This is a genomic window from Prevotella sp. oral taxon 313 (genome assembly GCF_003043935.1).
GTDB lineage: Bacteria > Bacteroidota > Bacteroidia > Bacteroidales > Bacteroidaceae > Prevotella > Prevotella jejuni.
In genome coordinates this window covers 2512453-2534708 of sequence record NZ_PYXE01000001.1, presented here as the reverse complement: position 1 = coordinate 2534708, position 22256 = coordinate 2512453, and the positions used below count along the sequence as shown (strand labels likewise).

The following is a 22256-nucleotide window of genomic DNA, read 5'->3' as shown; positions in this document are numbered from 1 at the left end:
CATAAAACAGTGGGTGATGGGTGTTGGATATTAGGTGTTGAATTAAAGGACATCATGTTTAATACCTATAAGACAGTGGGTGATGGGTGTTGGGTGTTAGGTGTTGACTTGAAGGACATCATGTTTAACACCCTAAAAACAGCTCTTTTACAGCTGTTTAGGCCATCTTTTCCCTTCCATTCTACGTGTCAGAATGTTCTAACAGCGTGTCAAGTGCGAATTTTTTTCATGAAAAAAAATATTTTTCTTCATGAAGAAAAATATTTCTCATCATGAAGAAAAATGTTTCTCATCGTGAAGAAAAATGATTATCAACCGTAGGGAAGCTTACTCGTGAGGCTTTTTACGAGTAGAGATGACGGCGAAAACGATGCCTGTCGATGCTCCACTCTTATCGAAAGAACCCTATCTTAAACCCGAAATAAGTCAAAAGAAATAATGTATAAGAACTTATCATATCTCATAAAGCATTCCGCTATAATCCTTGTCATCCTATTTTTCGTGCGCATTTGCTTTGCCATTGCGTTCGTCCCGATGAGTATTATCAGTAGTAACCTAACTGTTCTACCTCGCTTACTATTCAATAGCTTGCGTTTTGATGTGCAAGTAGTATGCTACGTGTTGATACTCCCAACGGTTCTAACTTTCGTCTTTGCAGCCCTTAGAAAACCATGGACAGAACGTGTGTTAAGTCGGTTCCGTAGACTTTATTTCTCTATTGTCTGCGCGCTCCTGTTGGCTATTAGCGGTATTGATATGGGCTTTTACGCCAATTTCAATAGCCATATCAACCTCACATTCTTCGATTTCTTCAACGAAGGACCAATGAGTTTGATTCAAACAATATGGGAAGAATATCACTGTGTCTACGAGGCTATCGCCTTTCTTCTTATCCTTCTACCAATCCTTCTACTTATCCGTAGAATTGAGTTGGGCAAGTCGTCCGCTCGTAACGCTCTCCATTCGGCAAGCAGGCAGCGACCTTCACGCCTCAAAGTCATTAAACTGTCGGCTACCATCCTATTGTATATTGCCTTTTTAGTCATCGGTCTGCGTGGGTCGGTATGGCGCTTCCCTCTACAGATAGAAGACACGTTTGTGTCAAATCAGAAACCTCTGAACGACCTTGTTCCGAACGCTATTTACATGTTGAAAAAGGCTTATAAGGAGAAAAACAACGCTTTCAAGATAGCAAAGACAGACGACTTACTGCATGAATATAAGTTCAAGAGTTTGCAGGAAGCCCTGGATGTCTATACAGATGGGAAGGTGAAGATGGTGAAGAACGACACGCTAACAGCGCTGCAGCATGCTCTCTTCGAAGAAGTAGGCGACAGTCTGAAACAGCCTCAACCAAATATTGTAATCATATATAGCGAGAGTTGGAGCAATTATCTGTTCAATCTCCAACAGAAGGATGCGGAGATGTACTTCGGATTAGAGCGTCATTTCAAGGACGACCTACTCTTCCGTAACTTCCAATCAGTACAGAATGGTACGGTAGCATCGCTTGAGAACCTCTATGTCTCTACCCCTTTCCCACGCTTCTTTGCCTCGGCTTATCGATTTAAGACTCTCCCTACGTCGATAGCCCTACCTTTCAAAGCCAGCAATTACACAACGACATTCATGTCGGGAATGGACGCTGCATGGGAAAACTGTGCCGAAGCGTTGGTTCATCAACAGTTTGATGCTATCTATGATAAGTTCTCTCTCTTAAAAGACTATCCTCATGCGACTTATAATAGCATTGGTGTTTACGACGAATACCTCTTCCAAGCGTTGTTAGACAGACTGCAGAAACCATCAAGGAAACGGCAGATGATTGCAGTGATGACAACAACCAATCACCCACCCTTTGAGTTCCCAAAAGACTTGAAACTCCCCCCTCTACCAGAGTCGTTCTATGCTAAGAAGTGCTTTGCAGAGCATAATCGTAAGGTATTGGATAAGTATCTCACGGGATTTCGCTATTATAATAAGGTGTTAAACGAGTTTCTCAACCGCTTCAAGGCCTCTGCTGCGGCAAAGAATACGATACTCATTATCACAGGCGACCATAACGTGCGTTCTATCCTTGACTATGATGCTGTCGACAAACGGTATGAACACTCCGTACCGCTCTATATCTATCTGCCAACTTACCTACGGAAGGAGGCTTACAACAAGCTAACTAATCGTTGGGGAAGCCATGACGATATCTTAGCGACGCTGGCTCCCTTTACTTTCCATGATACTAAGTATTTCAAGATGGGCCATAATCTCTTAGATACCACCGTGCCAGACAGTACTTATTACAGTGCTAACGTTGACCAAATAGAGTCTGTTCCTACCTATAAAAAGGAAGCTGAGCGACTTACAGCAGCCCGCAATCTACTGCGTCAGGTGTATTTTGGCTTGTATTGGAGGACTGAACAGTAACTAAACAATAGTGAATATAAGCATAGAAACGTACAACTAATATCTCTTTTTCAGCTTCTCATGGGCAGAGATACGATTTTTTTCTGTACTTTTGCACCATGTTAACTGAAAGAGAGAACATTATATTCTTTATTATAAAGCAGATAACATAAACGAAGATATAGCACTATTTCCTTTGTAATAGCTAAGTGTTATGTACATCGGGTGGTATTGTTAGATTTTTTAATAGCCTCGTCTTCGGGTGAGGAATAGTCTGGTTAACACTACAATAATAAGTATGGACAATACAGTTAAGCCTCTTTTCTCGATTTTAATACCTACTTGGAATAATCTGTCATTCCTTAAATTGTGCATTGAAAGTATCAGAAAGAACTCTTGTTATGAGCATGAAATACTCGTTCATATCAATGATGGAAGTGACGGAACACGTGAGTGGGTAGAGCAACAAGGACTGAAGTACACAGCTTCTGATGAGAATGTAGGTGTTTGCTTTGCCTTAAATAGGTTGCGCCCATTGGTATCAACAGACTATATCCTATATATGAACGATGACATGTATGTGTGTCCTGAGTGGGATAAAGCCTTATTTGAGGAGATACAGCAGCTGCCTGACAATATGTTCTTCTTCTCTTCAACACTCATTCAGCCACGTCCTTTCTATGATAAGAGCGTGATTGCGCCTGCTAACTATGGTGAGAGTGTTGACGACTTTGATGAGTCTCGATTGCTGAAGGAGTATGCCACGTTGCCACATGGGGATTGGAAAGGTTCGACATGGCCGCCAAATATCGTCCATCGTGACGTGTGGGATCTTGTAGGAGGCTATAGCATTGAGTTCAGTCCAGGTATGTATTCTGACCCAGACTTCTCTGCTAAGCTATGGAAAGCAGGTGTTCGTCTGTTCAAAGGAATAGACCGTAGCCGCGTTTATCACTTCGAAGCACGTTCTACTCATCGTATAGTAAAGAACGATGGAAGCACACAGTTCCTTCGTAAATGGGGTATAACCTCATCTTCCTTCTTACGTGATATCCTTCAGAGAGGCGAACCTTATAATGAAGTTAAGGATATGTCGACTCGCTTAAAGGCCGACCTTTTCCGCAGTAAGATAAAGAAAGTGCTTACTGTTCTACGTGATGTCCGTATTAAGAACATCTGGGAAGATTGATAACTTACGCTTAACAAGAAATCTTAGAATCAGTTGGTTAAATAGCCAAACAGTATCTGTATGCTATTTATAAAACCTATTCATCTTCTGAATAACAGCTTGTAAGTCCTTTGGTTTGAGCGGATAATTCGGTATGACGTGCATCTTTGGATCCATTATCTTTAGGTTTCCTGCTCCTTGCTTCTCAATGATTGTACCGTCAGAACGGATAAAAGCATAATAGAGTTCATGCCCTACAAGATGCCAGTCACGTGGGGAAGAGTCATCAAGATATGTCCCCATTGAATAATCTGAAGGCGGATTAGTCACACCTAACACACTGTGCATCAATGTTGGGGAGATGTCATAATGAGTTGTTCGATAGTTTCTTTTACCTGGTTTACAGCCGGGATAATAATAAATGAGCGGCGTTCCAACTTGAAATAACGAATAATTAGAGGCATGACCCCAGTAGTTATTATGGTTCTCATTGAACTCCTGCCCATGATCACCAGTTATGATGACCACTGTATTGCGTAGTAAGTCTTTCTCTCGGAGCTTGTTTAGAGTCAAACCGATGAGCGAGTCAGCTTCAGCAACGGAATTCTTATAGAGATTAAAGAATGGTGTTGGGTCGGTATCATTGTTAAGTTTCATGTAGTCCACGTACTCCCAGCATGGTTTGAACCGATATTGCTTACTCTTAGGGAGGTCCATATTATGGGCAATATCGTAGAACACAAAGGCAAAGAAAGGTTTCTTACCATCGTATTTATCAATATCAGCAATGAAGTTATGCGTGATACGGTTGTCACGCTCAATCGTTGTCTTACCCGGAGTACTTACGTTTAGACCCTTCACATCACGGAACAGCATCTTAGCAAAGGGTGGATACTCTAATGTAGCACTTGGATAAGTTTGCACATGATACCCTTCTTTAAGCAACTGCTTAATGAGTAAGGGCTGCATACAGCTTGATTCGAAGCTTTTCCAGTAGTATGCAGATATCCCAGTGAACATTCCAAAGATGCCACCACTGGTTGCGTTGCTCGAACTAAGGTGCTTAGTAAATGTCTCTGCATGGTCAGCAAACGCACATATATTTGGTGTACACTCACGTGTAAGAGTACGTGGATTCCAAGAGTCAATACATAGGATGACGATATTATACTTCTCATTAGGTTTACCAAGATGGTCAATACGACCCGTCTTAAGCAGTTCCAATGGATAACGCAATTTGTTCACGCCTCCTTTCAGTTGTATTTGATTAATCTTCTCAATGCTTATGAGTCCTAATTTCTCCAGTAGTTTGTTAGCGCGAAGTGGGAAATAATAAGGTAAAACGTCAGTCGACTCAATGATAGAACTCTGCATCGTTGCCCCTCCATAGATATGTATTCCTTGTGAGAGAAGTACGAAACTAAGTAGTGTTAACAATATGTTTCGATTGAGATGTCTAATTATAAGGCGCTTAGAAATAAACTTTGCAATGAAAGCCAGTCCTATACTAAGCAAGACAAAGCTTAAGGCAAGACCAATGGCCTTCATATATGCCCACACACTAAACACAAAGATCTCTGATGCACCAGGCCCTGTTAGCATTTCCAACACAAGCCCATTGATATGAAAATGGTAGATTCCATAAACATAACTGTTCACTACAGCAACGATAAACAGTAAGGCATAGACTATTGAAAGAATAGTTCTTGTAATCCATTGACGGCAACCAACAGCAGCCAAGGGCACTTGCAAGATAAGAAAAGGAACAAGCGTAAACAATGCAGCATGCGTAATACATGACGAAACAAAGTAGATCCAACCCACACAATCCATCACTTCCGTACTCTGCCCATTAAAGATATAGGAGAAGAATATGATGGCCAATGTAAGAGTCGACAGGACATAATAAACGAATCCTTGCTTGATATTATCTTTTCTCTCGGTTGTCATAAATTCTTTTTATCAGTTGTATCACAGCTTAAAGCCGTATAAAGGATAATAAATGATGATACCTACAAAGATATATAATAATTTTCTAAATAAGAGTATAGCTTTCTCTTTTCTTATGAAAAAAGCCTTTACAGCCCGAAATAACTATGAGAGAACACTATTGAGTCGGTAGGCTTTTCATAAATAATAGGTTATTAATGGCATATATATCATTCTTTATTGTTACTTTTGTGCTGTTATTCGCATATAAAGCAAGCAAACAAATTTGATATGAAAGAAAGAATAAAACAATTCCTTACCCTCCCCTTTCTCTCCGACCGCCGTGTTCTCTTAGGTATATGGACCCTACTATCATTAGTAGGTATGCTGAAGTTGCATCGTAGTCACAATAATTTCCTTATATTTAAGGGTGTTTACTGGCACACAGTGAATGGAACATCACTCTATGCAGCCTATCCGTCAGAGTATAGCGACGTCAATCATTACGGTCCACTATTCTCTTTAATCATAGCCCCCTTTGCCCTTTTACCCGAATGGGCTGGTATGCTATTGTGGTTACTATTCTTATCTGGTTGGTTGTTTGCGGCCATCTATTGGTCAGGACTGCGTAAATCACAGCAAGTCTACATCTATTGGTTCTGCGGATTCACATTGTTAACAGCCCTATTCATGCAGCAGTTCAACATAGCTATTGCCGCTATTATCCTCTCATCATTCTTTCTTATTGAGAAGGAGCACGAAGGATGGGCAGCTTTCTTCATCGTCTTAGGTACGTTGGTGAAGCTTTATGGCATTGTGGGATTGGCCTTCTTTCTCTTTTCACGGCATAAGCTACGATTGACACTATGGTTAGCAGTGTGGTCGGTAATACTTTTCTTAGCCCCAATGGCCATCAGTTCGCCTGATTATATCATCGGACAATACCACGAGTGGTTCACTTGTCTTGTGGAGAAGAACACACATAACCTCAACTCCTTTGCTCAAAACATCTCATTATTAGGCTTTGTTCGTCGTACAACAGGGCATGCGGACTATTCAGACCTGTGGCTTATCATCCCTGGAATGGCACTCTTTGCCCTTCCTTACCTACGTTTCTCACAGTATAAGAACCTTACCTTCCGTGAGACCATACTCGCCTCTGTACTCTTGTTTGTCATCCTCTTTAGTACAGGTAGCGAAGCCAGCGGATACGTGATAGCCTTGTTAGGCGTTTGTATATGGTACACCGCAGCTCCATGGAAGCGTGGTAAGTGGGCGATAGCACTAATGGTATTTGTCTTCATCCTATCTGGTATGGGTAATTGCGACCTCATTCCAAAGACGATAAGACATGATTATATACAGACCTACGCACTCCGTGCACTTCCTATCAGTATTGTTTGGCTGTGGCTTTGTTACGAGTTATGCACAAAGGACTATACCCCAATAGAAAAGGTTGATGCTCATGAATAAGAAGATAATAGGTTATGATGCCAAACGAATAGTAAGGAATGGCACTGGATTAGGCAGCTATGGGCGTACACTCATCAACGACCTTGCTCCGTTAATGCCTGACACAAACTTACGACTCTATGCTCCTGATGCTGGACGAGACGACCTTCGCAATCAGGTGGAACTACGAGATAACATACAGTTCTGCTACCCTGACCACCTTCGCTTCCGTCTACAGCGTGACTGGTGGCGTGTTAAAGGGGTGGTAAAAGACTTAAAGACTGATGGAGTAGAGCTCTATCACGGTCTTTCAGGCGAACTCCCTTCTGGCTTGGCAGCAGCTGGCATCCCCAGTGTAGTTACTGTTCACGACCTTATCTTCCTACGTCATCCGGAGTTCTATCCCCCTATTGACGTTTTCTTCTACAAGCGTAAGTTCTATCAAACACTACGGGAGGCAAGCCGTATTATTGCGATTAGCGAATGTACGAAGCGTGACATCTTATATTATGGTGACTTCCCAGAGGACAAGATAGACCTTGTCTATCAAAGCTGTAGCACCCGCTTCAGTCAGTCAGTCAGTCCTTCACTGATTGAAGAGGCCCGTCGTAAGTATCAACTCCCACAACGTTATATATTAAATGTAGGGACGGTAGAAGTGCGAAAGAATATCCTCTTGGGTATTCAAACTATGGCAAAACTACCTTCCGACCTCCATCTTGTCGTCGTAGGCAGGCTGACGAAATATCAGAAGAAGCTCGATGCAGAAATCAGACGATTAGGGATTGGCAACCGAATCCATTTCTTACAGGGTGTTCCCAACGACCTTCTTGCAGCAATCTACAATCAGGCTGAAGCCTTCATCTATCCTTCTCGCTATGAAGGCTTTGGTATTCCTATCATCGAAGCCATACAGAGTGGACTCCCAGTAGTGGCTGCCACGGGTAGTTGCTTAGAGGAAGCAGGTGGTCCAGACTGCCTTTATGTGGGTCCAGACGACGTCGACGGCAATGCAGCTGCAATCCTTTCAGCAATAGAGCATCGCCAGGAAATGGTCGTTAAGAGCCAACACTACGTAAAACGATTTGAGAATCAAGATGTAGCCTCACAGATTCTTGAGGTATATAATAAGGTGTAAAGTATTATCCCCAAGCGCCTTCCTTTCCAGAAAGTGCTTGGGGATAACTCTTTTCTTATTCTTTTCTATTAATGTCCTACCGCTCATCTAATACCGTGGTATAAGTCAACACCTATCCTGTGAATACTCAACAACCACCTTACTAACCATCATCACCCAACACTTAACACCCATCACCCATCTACCTCTTTCTTTTCACGAACACAAGACGTAGTAGAACAAAGTTGATAGGCACGACTATCACCATCACAAGGACAGGCGACAGCCATTTGCTAACACCTAACCAAAGAAAGAGTTGGAGCAGTCCTATCTCCAAAAGGTAGTTGAGAATATGACTGCCTACAAAGCCTGCTACATTACGCTTTGACGGCTTTCCCTTAAAAGTAAAGTAGGTTGTCAGTCCGTAGTTACAAAGAAGTCCTACGCCATAGCCAGCTGTATAGGCTATAGTAGTGTTCGTAAAGAGCAAACAAAGACAATAGACTCCATAGTGAATAAGCGAACACACCGTTCCTGTTATGCCAAAACGGAACAGTCGCCAGAAGTCTTTTTGCCATCGCTGCCAAAGCTCTTTGATGCGTGTCGACATATAGAATGAACCTTAATCGAGTATCTGACTGATGTTATAAAGCGGACGCTGCTTCACTTCTTCATATATCTTCGCAATGTAAACACCTACTACACCGATTGAAATCATCAGTATAGCACCCACGAGCCAGATGCTCAGAATGAGCGAAGCCCAGCCTGCCACCTCCGTATGGTTTATGAAAGCATGGATGACATAGATACCTATACACAGGCTGATGAGCAAGAAAGCGATACCAAGATAGATGACATAGTAGACAGGTTTGACGGAGAATGACGTGATACCGTCTAATGCCAACCCAAGCATCTTACGTAGTGTGTACTTCGAAGTACCAGCTGTACGCTCGCTGATGCGGTCGTCGACAGTCGTTGACTTGAGTCCGATAGATGGGATGAGACCCCGCAGATAGAGGTTGCGCTCCTTATAATGAGAGAGTATCTCTAAGGATTGACGACTCATCAGACGGAAGTCAGCATGATTAAAGATACTGTTCACGCCCATTCTCTCCTGTAGATGATAGAAGGCTTGGGCTGACATACGTTTCAACACAGGGTCGGCCTTGCGCGAAACCTTCACTCCATAGACTATCTCGTTACCTTCCTCAAAGGCCTCTACCATCTGTGGAATACATTTCTTATAGTCGTCTTGCAAGTCGGCATCGAGTGTGATAACAGCGTCAGCCCAGTCTTTTGCTGTCATCATACCAGCCATGATAGCATTCTGATGACCCACGTTATGGGCAAGATTAATGCCCTTTATGCGTGGATACTGGCTGTGGAGCTGCTGGATAATCTCCCATGTCCGATCACGACTACCGTCATTGACAAACACAATCATAGAGTCATCGCAAATCTTCCCTTGACTGATAAGTTCGTCGAAAAGCTCCATGAGCCGTGCTGCCGACTGTTCTAAAACCTCTTCCTCATTGTAACAAGGAGAGACCGTTGCAAGTTTTATCATATCTTTTTAGCGCCTATTGCTTCTGTCTATGCACAAAGTTGGTATAGGTAATAAACTCTTGTTTGTCTGCCTTCATCGCTTTGATGAAGCGGTCGAGCCGTCCTACTAACTCCTGTCCACTGTGATTTTTGATGATGAAAGGCATCTTGAACTCTGGATGCGACTTGAGTTCATAAAATTCCCATGGATGGAAATAGGTCACAAAATAGCCATCGTGACGTAATACCTGTCGAACCAAACGAAGATAGAACCACTCTGGGAAATTGTGTAATGACAACCAGAAGAGTGGGATGCGTAGGTGAGGACTGACACTGGCAGGTATCTGCATCACCTTACCTTGCATAAACCATGTGCGTGGAGTAGTGAGGTGCATGTATCGACCCGGTATGAAAGCAGGATTAAGAGAGGAGTTATAAAGATAGCCAGCCTTCTCTATATCTTCCTCTGACACAGGGAACATACGTGGCTGACGATAACCCTCAACCTTCAAACCCGTCACCTCCTCGATGATTTCCTTCGACCGAAAAACATCCTCTGGTTTGGGTTGCCAGTGGTCAACACCATGACAAGCCACCTCGTGTCCTTCGTTTTTTATGCGCTCCATGACCTCTGGTGCCAGTCTTGCAAAGTTACCTGTGCAGAAGAAGGTAGCACAGACGTTATTCGCTTTCAGTATGTCGAGGATACGATTCGTACCTACCACAGACACCTTCATCCCCTCTTCAAGCGAGAAGTCTACCCCGTGTTCGCGTGGTACATCAAACTCTTCCGTATCGAAACTTAGTAATATCATTTCTCTTCTGTCTCTTTGTTTATCCTATTTTCCACTATCGAAAGAAAGCTATCCTGCACAGTCCTATTCAGCTGACAACCTATCGTTTCAAGTCTTCTGATAGTGTTTTCATATACAGCAGAAACCTTTCTTCTGTGGAAACTATTGCAAAGTTACAATAAATCTCTGATATTCTTTCTATAAGAAGACATTGATTTTGGTGCTTATTAACCATCGATAAGAAGGTTGAGGAGGACTGATAAACTACGTTAACAGCTCTTCTTCCATAGTAACCTCTTGTCTTCACTGATTTATTTTCACGAATGGAAGAATTTATTTTCATGAAAAAAAATATTTCTCTTCACGAAAAAAAATATTTATTTTCATGAAAATAATTCGCAGGAAAAGATGAAGGGGCAGATGAGAAGAACTGATAACGAGGATAAAACAGAATTTTAAGGCTTATAAACAGTACTTTTCTCTTTGTATAAACAGCAATTTTTAGTATCAAACTCACTAATAATGAGTAGTCAGAAGTCATCTTTTTTAGAGAATAATTAAAAGTGATTAAGTACTGAAAATATTCCATTCTGGATAACTTCTTCTCGTTTTTTTTCCTTAACTTTGTCGCTAATTAAAACTACTAAATAAGATAACTAATTGAGAGAATGGTACTTATTAGCAAATAAGTAAATGTGATAAAGTAGTCAGAGTAGAATAAAAAAGAAAACTATACATAATAAGTAATGGATATAACAAAGCGCAATGGAGAGATAGAAGTCTATGATAACAACAAGATTTCGATAGCCATTAAAAAGAGTTTCATCAGTACTGGGAAGGAAGTCTCAGATAGTGAGATAGCCGGAATGGTAAGTGAAGTAGAACAGTTCATCACTGACAATCCCGAACTACGCACTGTTGAGGATATTCAAAACCGTGTGGAGAAGTGTCTTATGGCTCATGGTCATTATGACGAGGCGAAGAACTACATCCTCTTCCGCTATCAACGTAATGAGCAACGACAAGCTATCAACTACATTGCGTGGGCAGCTGACGACCGTAAGTTGGCTGATGTCTTACAAAGCGTGGCACGCGAATATCGCGAGCGGTCGTATAGTATGGTGACTCTTCAGGAGAAGTTTTCAAGCTTCAGTAAGCCTGGTATGTCACAGAAGGACGCTATCGACGCCCTCATCAAGGCTGCTGTAGAATTGACAACACCTGAGGCTCCATCTTGGGAGATGATTTCAGCACGTATTCTCTCATATCGTTCAGAAAAGAATATCAGCCGATTAGAAGAGGAGATGGGGCTCAGAACCTTCTATAGAAAGCTGAAATACATGACCGAAGAGGGCCTTTATGGCGACTATATCCTTCAGAACTATAGCGAAGAAGAAATCAATGAAGCTGCTACCTTCATTGACCCTGAACGCAACAAACTACTTAATTATTCTGGACTCGACCTTCTCTTAAAGCGTTATGTCATCAAGAATTACTCTGGAAAGGTGATTGAACGCGTACAAGAGATGTTCCTTGGTATTGCTCTTCACCTTGCTATGCCAGAGAAGGAAGACCGTCTTATGTGGGTACGTCGCATCTATGACTTGCTTAGTAAGTTGGAAGTAACGATGGCCACCCCTACCCTCTCTAACTCTCGTAAGCCAAGTCATCAGCTGTCAAGTTGCTTCATTGATACCGTACCAGACAGTTTGGATGGTATTTATCGTAGCTTAGATAACTTCTCACAGGTGAGCAAGTTTGGCGGTGGTATGGGTATGTACTTCGGTAAGGTACGTGCTACAGGTGGCAATATCCGTGGTTTTAAGGGTGTAGCAGGTGGTGTTATCCGTTGGATGAGACTTGTTAATGACACTGCTGTAGCCGTTGATCAGTTGGGTATGCGCCAAGGTGCCGTAGCCGTTTACTTAGATGTATGGCACAAAGACTTACCTGAGTTCCTTCAACTACGTACCAATAATGGTGACGATCGTATGAAGGCTCACGACATCTTCCCAGCTATCTGCTATCCAGACCTGTTTTGGAAGATGGCCGAAGAAGACATTAATCAGAGCTGGTCGCTCTTCTGTCCGAACGAAATCATGCGTATTAAAGGCTATTGTCTTGAGGACTGTTATGGCGAGGAGTGGGAACGTAAGTATCTTGACTGTGTCAACGACCAGCGTCTCTCACGTCGAGTTATTAGTATTAAGGATATTATCAGATTGGTTCTCCGTTCTGCTGTTGAGACCGGAACACCATTTACATTCAACCGTGACACGGTCAACAGAGCTAATCCTAACGCCCATAAGGGCATGATTTACTGCTCTAATCTCTGTACAGAGATAGCTCAGAACATGGCTCCAATAGAGACTGTTTCAAAGGAAATAGAGACAAAAGACGGCGATACTATCGTTGTTACAACTACTCGCCCAGGTGAGTTTGTTGTATGTAACTTGGCAAGTCTGTCTCTTGGTAGGCTCCCATTGGAGGACGAGGAACAGATGCAAGAGAAGGTGGCAACGGTTGTTCGTGCACTTGACAACGTTATCAACCTTAACTTCTATCCTGTTCCTTATGCACAGATAACCAACCAGCGTTATCGTTCTATTGGTTTGGGTATCAGTGGTTATCACCATGCTTTGGCTAAGCGTCGCATTAAGTGGGAGAGCGAAGAGCATTTGGAGTTTATGGATAAGGTGTTCGAGACTATCAACCGAGCAGCTATTCTTGCCAGCTCAAACCTTGCTAAGGAGAAAGGAAGCTATCAGTTCTTTGAAGGAAGTGACTGGCAAACGGGCGCTTACTTCGATAAGCGTGGTTATGACAGTGCTGAATGGCAGGACGTTCGTAAGACTGTTGCCTTGCAGGGTATGCGCAATGCTTATCTACTTGCAGTCGCTCCAACCAGTAGTACAAGTATTATTGCGGGTACAACAGCTGGTTTAGACCCAATCATGAAGCGTTTCTTCTTAGAAGAGAAGAAGGGAAGTATGCTGCCACGTGTCGCTCCTGAACTTTCAGACGAGACTTACTGGATGTATAAGAGTGCTTATCTTATTAACCAAAAGTGGAGTGTTCTTGCCTCTGGTGTACGTCAGCGTCATATTGACCAGGCACAGAGTATGAACTTATATATCACCAATGACTTCACAATGCGTCAGATACTCGACCTTTACCTACTTGCTTGGAAAAAGGGTGTTAAGACTATCTATTATGTGCGTAGTAAGTCCTTAGAGGTGGAAGAGTGCGAGAGCTGCTCATCTTAAGAATAGGAATAAGAATCTTGACAATAGCTAAAGAGACTAAGGAAGATATAGGATAAAAAACATAAAAACAATAAAGAAAACGTATAAATGATGGACAATCAATTAAAACGTAATACCTTATTCAACCCTTCAGGCGATACAGACTTGCGCTTGAGACGAATGATTGGGGGTAACACCACTAATCTGAATGACTTCAATAACATGAAGTATTCATGGGTAAGTGACTGGTATAGACAGGCAATGAATAACTTTTGGATTCCAGAAGAAATCAATCTTTCACAGGACTTTAAGGATTATCCACGTCTTGAAAAGGCTGAACGCACAGCATACGACAAGATTCTTAGTTTCCTTGTCTTCCTTGATTCGCTTCAAAGTAACAATCTTCCAACAGTCAGTGAATACATCACTGCTAACGAGGTAAATCTTTGTTTGCATATTCAAGCGTTCCAAGAGTGTATTCATAGTCAGAGTTATAGCTACATGCTTGACACTATCTGTAGTCCTGAAGAGCGTAACGATATCCTCTATCAATGGAAGACAGATGAGCACCTCTTAAACCGTAATAAGTTTATTGGCGACTGTTACAATGAGTTCCATGAGAAGAGAGATAAGTTCAGCTTGATGAAGACGCTCATTGCTAACTTTATCCTTGAAGGTATCTACTTCTATAGTGGGTTCATGTTCTTCTATAATCTAAGTCGAAACGGCAAGATGTCGGGATCAGCTCAGGAAATTCGTTATATCAATAGGGATGAGAATACGCACTTGTGGTTGTTCCGCAGTATTATTCTTGAGCTGAAGAAAGAGGAGCCTGATATGTTTACTCCTGAGAAGGTAAAGGTGTATGAGGATATGATGCGTGAAGGTGTGCGTCAGGAGATAGCATGGGGACAATACGTTATCGGCAATGATGTGCAAGGTCTTAACGAACAGATGGTGTCTGATTATATCCGTTATTTGGGCAACCTCCGCTGGTCTGGTCTTGGCTTCGGCTTCCTTTATGATGACAACCAGAAGGAACCTGAGAACATGAAGTGGGTTGGACAGTATTCTAACGCTAATATGGTAAAGACCGACTTCTTTGAGGCTAAGAGTACTGCTTACGCTAAGAGTACTGCTTTAGTGGACGACTTATAAAGCGTCATCACTATCAGATAGTTCACAATTAAGAAGTATAAGTGCTTGTTTCGGGTATTATGAAAGGAAATCATCCTTACCATAATATTAAGAATTGAAGCTTAATTTAATTCTTAATTGTGAACTTTTATTTTATATCTATCTAACTGTCAGAATGGAAAATACCAAGGGACCTGTTATCAACCTTTGGTTGTCTAATACTTTATTAAACACATATTCTATCTTTCTTATACACCTTTTATATTATCATTAAAGCTCAACAAGATTAGTGCTTAGCTAAGTATGATTACATCATATTGTCACTCTGTTCCGATAAGAAGTATTTTCAGGCAAAATAAAAGTTGTTGTCATTACTTTCATCAAAACTTATCACTTAACTTATTAATAGTCAGTAGTATTACACGAAATATTAAAAATAACAGCAATTAAATATAAAAAATAATCTTGTATAAGTTGTTATAAAATCTTGTGTTAGGTAGTCTTTATCATTCCATATATCGGAGAAGAAAATAAAAGTTTTTAGAATGGATTTTAAAACACACATAACTAACATAGAGAAGAAATCAGTATCGCATAAAAACATATAACTTCTTCGTCAATAACTGTTGATAACTCTGTGGAAAACTATGTTGATAACTACTTTATAAGTCTGTGGATATCCACACAGCAATAGGAGAAGAAGGTTCTTTGTGGATATCCACAGGGTTATTAATGCAGTTTTATAGAAGTTTTACACAACTTACATATCAAAAAAGATATAAACTTATTATCTTTGCATCAACTGTGGATAATGTTGATAACTCAGTATAGTACCTGAATATCAAACGGTAGACATGAGAATAACTTGTTAATAAAGTAACCTCTAAGTTTGATAACTTTCCAGGCAAGAAAACGGCTGAAAAGTTCTGCACTAATCCACAAGCCATCATACTAAAACATTCTTTTTTCTTTTAGAGAGAAATAAAGAATAATATTAAAGTTGAACGGATAAAACGGAGAATATGGGAAAGTTGAAGATTTATATAGTATGTTTGTTTGCGATGATAGCCGTCAGTGCCACCGCACAGTGTACATTCCGTAATACGGCTTTTAGTAGTGGGGAGTATCTAACCTACAACCTTTATTATAACTGGAAGTTTATATGGGTGAAGGCAGGTACGGCTTCTTGGTACACAGTCTCCTCTACTTATAAGGGTACTCCGGCTTATCGTGCTTCATTGACAACACGTGGTAATGGTAAGCTTGACGACTACTTTATATTGAGAGATACGTTGCTTGCATACAACTCAAAGCAGATGGAGCCTCTATACTTCCGTAAGGGAGCAAGGGAAGGAAAGCGCTATACGGTGGATGAGGTGTTCTACTCTTATCCAAATGGTAGATGTAAGATACGTCAGCATAGGATTAATCATGAAGGAAAACATCAATGGATGGAGAATACTCATGATGATTGTTCTTTCGATATGATGAGTATCTTCCTTCGTGCACGTAGTTTTAACCCAGAGAACTGGAAGAAAGGTGAGGTAGTGAAGTTCCCTATCGTGGATGGTAATAGCCGTCATACTGCTCGCATTGTCTATGGTGGTAAGGAGAACATCAAAGCTGATAATGATCATAAGTATCGTTGTTTACGTCTCACCTATTATGAATATGAGGATGATAAGTGGCGTGAAATTGCTAATTTCTATGTAACGGACGACAGCAACCATATCCCTGTTCGTCTTGATATGCGCTTGAAGTTCGGTTCTGCTAAGGCGTTCCTTGTTTCAATGAAGGGTATTAACAGTCCGATTACTTCAGAGGTGAAATAAGCAAGACTTAGGTATAGTCTTATCTTATATATATAAAGGATAGGTTTTTATTAAGGTTTATATAGAATCCTACCTCCTACTTATAGGGATATAACGTAATACATGCGTTATATCCCTATAATCGTAGGATAGATTAGAGATGGACTTTATGAGTAATCTACCTTATTTCCTCTTCTTCTCGGTTATATCGAATTTATTATGTAATTTTGCAGCTAATAAGCAACATAGAGCAAATAGAAAGATAATTTCCTTTGGCCTTGTTTGCCTCATGTAAGTACAAAAGAAATAAACGTTTATTTAAGATATGGCATTAAAATGTGGTATAGTAGGACTGCCAAACGTAGGTAAGTCTACTCTTTTCAACTGCTTGAGCAGTGCCAAAGCACAAGCAGCTAATTTCCCTTTCTGTACGATTGAGCCGAACCTCGGCGTTATCACCGTTCCTGACGAGCGTTTGAATAAGCTCGCTGAGATTGTTCATCCAGGACGAATCGTACCTGCTACCTGTGAGATTGTCGACATCGCAGGACTTGTTAAGGGTGCTTCAAAGGGTGAAGGATTGGGTAACAAGTTCCTTGGTAATATCCGCGAGTGCGATGCTATCATTCATGTAATCCGCTGTTTCGAGGACGATAACGTGGTACGTGAGGGTGGTATGGCAGTCAACCCGCTTGAAGATAAGGAGATTATCGATACAGAGTTGCAGCTTAAAGACCTTGAAACCATCGAGGCACAGCTTGCTAAACAGCAGAAGGTTGCTGCTGCAGGCAATAAAGATGCTAAGGTAATGGTATCTGTCTTGGAGGCTTATAAAGAAATGTTAGAGCAGGGTAAGAATGCTCGTAGCGTTGAGTTTGAAAGCAAGGAAGAACAGCAAGCAGCTCACGATCTCTTCCTCTTGACAACAAAACCTGTACTTTACGTTTGTAATGTAGACGAATCAAGTGCGAAGACAGGTAATGAATACAGTCAGATGATTGAGAAGATTGCAGCTGAAGAAGGTGCTGAAGCAATGATCATCGCTGCTAAGACAGAGGAAGATATCGCTTCTTTGGAGAGCTATGAGGATAAGAAAATGTTCCTTGACGAGCTTGGCTTGGAAGAAAGTGGTGTGAGCCGACTCATTAAAAAAGCATATCATCTGCTCAACCTCCAGACCTTCATCACCGCTGGTGAGATGGAAGTAAAGGCATGGACTTTCCATAAGGGATGGAAAGCACCGCAGTGTGCGGGTGTTATCCATACCGACTTTGAGAAGGGATTCATCCGTGCAGAGGTCATCAAGTACGACGATTACATCAAATATGGTTCTGAGGCAGCTATTCGTGAGGCTGGTAAACTCGGCATCGAAGGTAAGGAATACGTTGTACAAGACGGTGACATCATGCACTTTAGATTTAATGTATAGCCCCTATTTAACCCCTCTCTGCTCAGAGAGGGGATAATTATTGGTGCTATCTTCACTTTTAATAGCATAACTATGAACAATCTACTTTATATTGCATGGCAGCCAAGTGAAGTGATTTTCCAGCTTGGTCCCCTTCCTATTCGTTGGTATGGAATGTGTTGGTTAGTAGGTCTTGCCTTGGGATATTTTATGATGCAGTGGCTTTTTAAGCGTCATAAATTCCCTCCATCACAGTTTGATCCACTCTTCCTCTATGTCTTCTTTGGCGTACTGATTGGTGCTCGCTTGGGTCATTGTCTCTTTTATGAACCAGAGGAGTTCCTCACTTCTTGGAAAGGAATCATGACTATCTTTATTCCTATCCGTGAAATGGCTGACGGTTCATGGAAGTATGTGGGTTATCAAGGACTCGCATCGCATGGTGGAGTGGCTGGATTACTGATTGCCCTCTTCCTTTATATTCGTAGGACGAAGATGAATACGTGGGTAGTACTTGACTTCTTCGGTATCGTATCAGGTATCACAGCCTGCTTTATTCGCCTTGGAAATCTGATGAATTCAGAGATTATTGGTAAGGTAACAGACGTTCCTTGGGCTTTTATCTTCTATAATGTAGACGATAAACCACGTCATCCGGGACAGCTCTATGAGGCAATAGCCTACTTAATTATCTTCCTTTTTATTTACTTCATATATAGGAAATATCCTAAGAAAGTGGGTACAGGACTTTATTTCGGACTCTGTCTTACACTTATCTTCACCTTCCGTTTCTTCATTGAATACACAAAGGAGATACAGGAAGCATTTGAGGCAGGTCTGCCAATCGATATGGGACAGATATTAAGTATTCCTCTTATTGCCCTCGGTGTATGGTCAATTCTACGCTCAAGAGGCAAAGAAGGAAAACTACCATAACTCGTTTTCGACTACGAATTACGCTAATTGCACGAATATTCCTTATCAATGAGTATTCGTGCAATTTGTTTTATTAATAGTAATTAGTTGAAGTTTGTAAACTGTTTTCGTGCGGTTCAAAACCAATACATGCTCTTTTAGCTTCTAAAAGACGCCCTTTTGGCTTGCAAAAGATGCCCTTTAAGACCCTTACTAACGCCCTTTTGAAGTCCAGTTAAGCACCTTTTACTTTACTGTTTATAACTAATTGATTTGATTTTGATTACATACTTGATTTTTGTATGTGGTTTTGCTGTTATTTATAGATGTTTTACTCGAAATTATGTAATTATTTTTCAAACAATTATATGTAGATTTTCGAAGTCCAAAAAAGAAATGATTTTCAATGTCAGAGGATGATAAGAGGACAGAAAGTTGACTGTCTTAGCTATGTTTTTGTTTAATGAGTAACTTCGATTTTTCCGTTAAAGCAATTCGAAAAGCGTCCACACATTTAACGGAAGAACCTATTTATTTCTGTAAGTAGATATTAAAAAGACGATGAAAAACAGTGGATTGTTTGGGCTTTCCTCCTTATTTTTGTAATTTTGTAAGTCTAAGGATAAAATAAGAAAAGACTTAATAAGGAAGTAAAAGATATGGCAAAAGATGATAAGGGACTTACCCCAATGATGAAACAGTTCTTCTCAATGAAGGCACAACATCCTGGTGCATTAATGCTTTTTAGGTGTGGTGACTTCTATGAGACGTATGGTGAGGATGCTGTGGAGTCGGCAAGAATACTCGGTATTACCCTTACACGTCGTAATAATGGGGGGAGTGGCGACTCGATAGAGATGGCTGGTTTCCCACATCACGCCCTTGATACTTATCTTCCTAAGCTTATCCGTGCTGGAAAGCGTGTGGCTATCTGTGACCAGTTAGAGGATCCAAAGAAGAAACGTGAGGCTATCAAAGGCAAGAAGGGTTTGTCGGCAATGGACAAGATGGTGAAGCGTGGTATCACAGAACTTGTCACTCCAGGTGTTGCTATGAGCGATAACGTACTGAACTATAAGGAAAATAACTTCCTTGCTGCGGTACACTTTGGTAAAGGGTCATGTGGTGTTAGTTTCTTAGATATATCTACAGGAGAGTTTCTGACAGGTGAAGGCACCTTTGACTACGTCGAAAAGCTATTAGGAAATTTCCAACCTAAGGAGGTACTTTTCGACCGTGCGAAGAAACAAGAGTTCGAACGCTACTTCGGTACACGCCTTTGTACGTTCGAGATGGACGATTGGGTGTTTACTGACCAGACGGCACGTCAGAAACTATTAAAGCATTTCGGAACAAAGAATCTAAAGGGTTTCGGTGTCGACCATCTCAATAATGGAATTGTTGCAGCAGGTTCTATTCTGCAGTATTTAGAGATAACACAGCACACACAAATCAATCATATCACTTCTTTAGCACGTATTGAAGAAGACAAATACGTGCGTATGGACCGTTTCACTATCCGTTCTTTGGAGCTGATTGCACCAATGAATGAGGGTGGATCATCGCTTTTGAACGTTATTGACAATACTGTTACGCCAATGGGTGGACGTATGTTGCGTCGTTGGATGGTCTTCCCACTGAAGGATGAAAAGCCTATCAATGAGCGTTTAGATGTGGTTGACTATCTCTTCCGAGAGCCAGATTTCCGCGAATGTATCAATGAGCAGTTCCATCGCATTGGCGACTTAGAGCGTATTATCTCAAAGGTAGCAGTTGGTAGAGTGTCTCCTCGTGAGGTAGTGCAGCTGAAGAATGCCCTTATGGCTATCCAACCCGTTAAGACAGCCTGCCTTTATGCAAAGAGCGAGACACTGAAGAGGATTGGAGAACAGTTGAATCTCTGTGAGTCTTTACGTGATAGAATAGAAAAGGAGATACAGGCCGACCCTCCACAGTTAGTGGCGAAAGGTAATGTGATAGCCTTGGGTTATAACCAGGAGCTTGATGACTTGCGTTCTATTCGTGATAATGGAAAACAGTATCTATTGGAGATTCAAGAGAAGGAAGTAGAACAGACGGGTATTACCTCACTAAAGATAGGATTTAATAACGTGTTCGGTTATTACTTGGAGGTGCGCAATACGTTTAAAGATAAGGTGCCTGAGAATTGGATTCGTAAGCAGACATTAGCGCAGGCAGAGCGTTATATCACCCCTGAACTTAAGGAATACGAGGAGAAGATACTTGGTGCCGATGAGAAGATATTGGCTTTGGAGACTCAGCTATATATGGAACTGATACAGGATATGCAGGAGTTTATTCCGCAGATACAAATCAATGCCAATCTTATTGCCCATCTTGACTGTCTTCTTTCCTTTATGAAGGTATCACAGATGCAGCGTTATGTGCGCCCAGTAGTGGACGATTCGGAGGTTATAGACATCCTACAAGGTCGCCATCCAGTGATTGAAACGCAGTTGCCGATAGGTGAACAGTATGTGCCTAATGATGTATTGCTTGATACGGAACACCAGCAGATAATGATGATTACGGGTCCAAATATGGCAGGTAAGTCTGCTTTGTTGCGTCAGACAGCCCTTATTGTATTGTTGGCACAGATTGGTTGCTTTGTTCCTGCTGAACGAGCTCGCATCGGAATGGTGGATAAAATCTTCACACGTGTGGGTGCTTCGGATAACATTTCATTAGGAGAATCAACCTTTATGGTTGAGATGACGGAGGCTTCAAACATCCTTAATAATGTCACTCCACGCTCTCTTGTACTTTTTGACGAGCTTGGACGTGGTACAAGTACGTATGATGGCATTAGCATTGCGTGGGCGATTGTAGAGTATCTACACGAACATTCACGTGCACAAGCACGTACCCTCTTTGCTACACACTACCATGAATTGAACGAGATGGAGAAGAATTTCCCTCGTATTAAGAACTTTAACGTCTCTGTTAAGGAAGTGGATGGAAAGATCATCTTCGTTCGTAAGTTAGAGAAAGGCGGTAGTGAGCATTCCTTCGGTATTCATGTAGCAGAGATAGCGGGTATGCCTCGTTCTATTGTTAAGCGTGCAAACATTATACTTAAGGAGCTTGAAAAGGATAATTCACAAGTGGGTAGTGTCGGTAAGGCGGCTGTTGAGCATCTTGATCAGAGTAGAGATGGTATGCAACTATCCTTCTTTCAACTCGACGACCCTGTCCTCAGTCAGATTCGTGACGAAATCCTTGGTCTTGATGTCAACAATCTTACACCTGTTGAAGCCCTCAATAAGCTGAATGATATTAAGAAGATACTGAAAGGATAAGGCTTAATCAATCTC

Annotated in this window: 14 protein-coding genes; 10 read left to right on the top strand and 4 right to left on the bottom strand. The window is 41.5% G+C overall.

The features are described 5' to 3' along the window. Nucleotides 1-438 precede the first annotated feature (438 nt). Nucleotides 439-2421 carry an LTA synthase family protein gene (locus AXF23_RS09880; RefSeq protein WP_107625191.1) on the top strand — a complete coding sequence of 661 codons (1983 nt, stop codon included), beginning with the start codon at nt 439-441 and terminating at the stop codon, nt 2419-2421. Between the two features lie 277 nt (nt 2422-2698). Continuing rightward, the gene (locus AXF23_RS09875) at nt 2699-3589 is read left to right on the top strand and encodes a glycosyltransferase family 2 protein (protein WP_107625190.1); all 891 of its coding nucleotides are present in this window, start codon (nt 2699-2701) and stop codon (nt 3587-3589) included. 63 nt (nt 3590-3652) lie between these two features. Here AXF23_RS09875 and AXF23_RS09870 read toward each other — a convergent pair whose 3' ends face one another. Beyond that, nucleotides 3653-5518 (bottom strand): DUF3413 domain-containing protein, encoded by a 1866-nt coding sequence (locus AXF23_RS09870; RefSeq protein WP_107625189.1) that lies wholly within the window; start codon nt 5516-5518, stop codon nt 3653-3655. 270 nt (nt 5519-5788) lie between these two features. On the opposite strand from AXF23_RS09870, the gene AXF23_RS09865 reads away from it, so the two are divergent. Continuing rightward, nucleotides 5789-6970, top strand: coding sequence for a glycosyltransferase family 87 protein (locus AXF23_RS09865; RefSeq protein WP_107625188.1), 1182 nt, complete (start codon nt 5789-5791; stop codon nt 6968-6970). Next, entirely contained in the window at nt 6963-8087 is a 1125-nt protein-coding gene (locus AXF23_RS09860; RefSeq protein ID WP_107625856.1) for a glycosyltransferase family 4 protein, read from the top strand. The genes AXF23_RS09865 and AXF23_RS09860 overlap by 8 nt, the downstream gene beginning before the upstream one ends. A gap of 181 nt (nt 8088-8268) precedes the next feature. Here the strand turns inward: AXF23_RS09860 and AXF23_RS09855 are convergent, their stop codons facing one another. From AXF23_RS09855 to AXF23_RS09845, 3 genes are read right to left on the bottom strand one after another with little or no spacing between them, the layout of a single operon-like run. Then, complete coding sequence (locus AXF23_RS09855; RefSeq protein ID WP_009012475.1) at nt 8269-8676, bottom strand: GtrA family protein; 408 nt, start codon at nt 8674-8676, stop codon at nt 8269-8271. Between the two features lie 12 nt (nt 8677-8688). Then, on the bottom strand, nt 8689-9633 hold the full coding sequence (locus AXF23_RS09850) for a glycosyltransferase family 2 protein (protein ID WP_107625187.1): 945 nt from the start codon (nt 9631-9633) through the stop codon (nt 8689-8691). A gap of 13 nt (nt 9634-9646) precedes the next feature. Next, nucleotides 9647-10426: a polysaccharide deacetylase family protein gene (locus AXF23_RS09845; RefSeq protein ID WP_107625186.1), complete on the bottom strand. Its 780-nt coding sequence runs from the start codon at nt 10424-10426 to the stop codon at nt 9647-9649. 725 nt (nt 10427-11151) lie between these two features. Here AXF23_RS09845 and AXF23_RS09840 point away from each other — a divergent pair. The 6 genes from AXF23_RS09840 (at nt 11152) to mutS (ending at nt 22241) form a co-directional block, all read left to right on the top strand. After that, nucleotides 11152-13671: a ribonucleoside-diphosphate reductase subunit alpha gene (locus AXF23_RS09840; protein WP_107625185.1), complete on the top strand. Its 2520-nt coding sequence runs from the start codon at nt 11152-11154 to the stop codon at nt 13669-13671. Nucleotides 13672-13761: 90 nt separating this feature from the next. Beyond that, the gene (locus tag AXF23_RS09835; protein ID WP_089365720.1) at nt 13762-14808 is read left to right on the top strand and encodes a ribonucleotide-diphosphate reductase subunit beta; all 1047 of its coding nucleotides are present in this window, start codon (nt 13762-13764) and stop codon (nt 14806-14808) included. Nucleotides 14809-15809: 1001 nt separating this feature from the next. Further along, nucleotides 15810-16619, top strand: coding sequence for a DUF3108 domain-containing protein (locus AXF23_RS09830; protein ID WP_107625184.1), 810 nt, complete (start codon nt 15810-15812; stop codon nt 16617-16619). Between the two features lie 304 nt (nt 16620-16923). Beyond that, complete coding sequence (gene ychF / locus AXF23_RS09825; protein WP_107625183.1) at nt 16924-18027, top strand: redox-regulated ATPase YchF; 1104 nt, start codon at nt 16924-16926, stop codon at nt 18025-18027. 72 nt (nt 18028-18099) lie between these two features. After that, nucleotides 18100-18942, top strand: coding sequence for a prolipoprotein diacylglyceryl transferase (lgt, locus tag AXF23_RS09820; protein WP_107625182.1), 843 nt, complete (start codon nt 18100-18102; stop codon nt 18940-18942). Between the two features lie 638 nt (nt 18943-19580). After that, on the top strand, nt 19581-22241 hold the full coding sequence (gene mutS / locus AXF23_RS09815; RefSeq protein WP_107625181.1) for a DNA mismatch repair protein MutS: 2661 nt from the start codon (nt 19581-19583) through the stop codon (nt 22239-22241). Nucleotides 22242-22256: the final 15 nt, after the last annotated feature.

Excerpts from the sequence above, each read along its gene's own strand:
- AXF23_RS09855 (WP_009012475.1), bottom strand. The coding sequence starts at position 8,676 with ATGTCGACACGCATCAAAGAGCTTTGGCAGCGATGGCAAAAAGACTTC.
- AXF23_RS09845 (WP_107625186.1), bottom strand. The coding sequence starts at position 10,426 with ATGATATTACTAAGTTTCGATACGGAAGAGTTTGATGTACCACGCGAA.
- AXF23_RS09830 (WP_107625184.1), top strand. The coding sequence starts at position 15,810 with ATGGGAAAGTTGAAGATTTATATAGTATGTTTGTTTGCGATGATAGCC.
- AXF23_RS09860 (WP_107625856.1), top strand. The coding sequence starts at position 6,963 with ATGAATAAGAAGATAATAGGTTATGATGCCAAACGAATAGTAAGGAAT.
- ychF (WP_107625183.1), top strand. The coding sequence starts at position 16,924 with ATGGCATTAAAATGTGGTATAGTAGGACTGCCAAACGTAGGTAAGTCT.
- AXF23_RS09870 (WP_107625189.1), bottom strand. The coding sequence starts at position 5,518 with ATGACAACCGAGAGAAAAGATAATATCAAGCAAGGATTCGTTTATTAT.
- AXF23_RS09835 (WP_089365720.1), top strand. The coding sequence starts at position 13,762 with ATGGACAATCAATTAAAACGTAATACCTTATTCAACCCTTCAGGCGAT.
- AXF23_RS09880 (WP_107625191.1), top strand. The coding sequence starts at position 439 with ATGTATAAGAACTTATCATATCTCATAAAGCATTCCGCTATAATCCTT.
- lgt (WP_107625182.1), top strand. The coding sequence starts at position 18,100 with ATGAACAATCTACTTTATATTGCATGGCAGCCAAGTGAAGTGATTTTC.
- AXF23_RS09850 (WP_107625187.1), bottom strand. The coding sequence starts at position 9,633 with ATGATAAAACTTGCAACGGTCTCTCCTTGTTACAATGAGGAAGAGGTT.
- mutS (WP_107625181.1), top strand. The coding sequence starts at position 19,581 with ATGGCAAAAGATGATAAGGGACTTACCCCAATGATGAAACAGTTCTTC.
- AXF23_RS09840 (WP_107625185.1), top strand. The coding sequence starts at position 11,152 with ATGGATATAACAAAGCGCAATGGAGAGATAGAAGTCTATGATAACAAC.
- AXF23_RS09865 (WP_107625188.1), top strand. The coding sequence starts at position 5,789 with ATGAAAGAAAGAATAAAACAATTCCTTACCCTCCCCTTTCTCTCCGAC.
- AXF23_RS09875 (WP_107625190.1), top strand. The coding sequence starts at position 2,699 with ATGGACAATACAGTTAAGCCTCTTTTCTCGATTTTAATACCTACTTGG.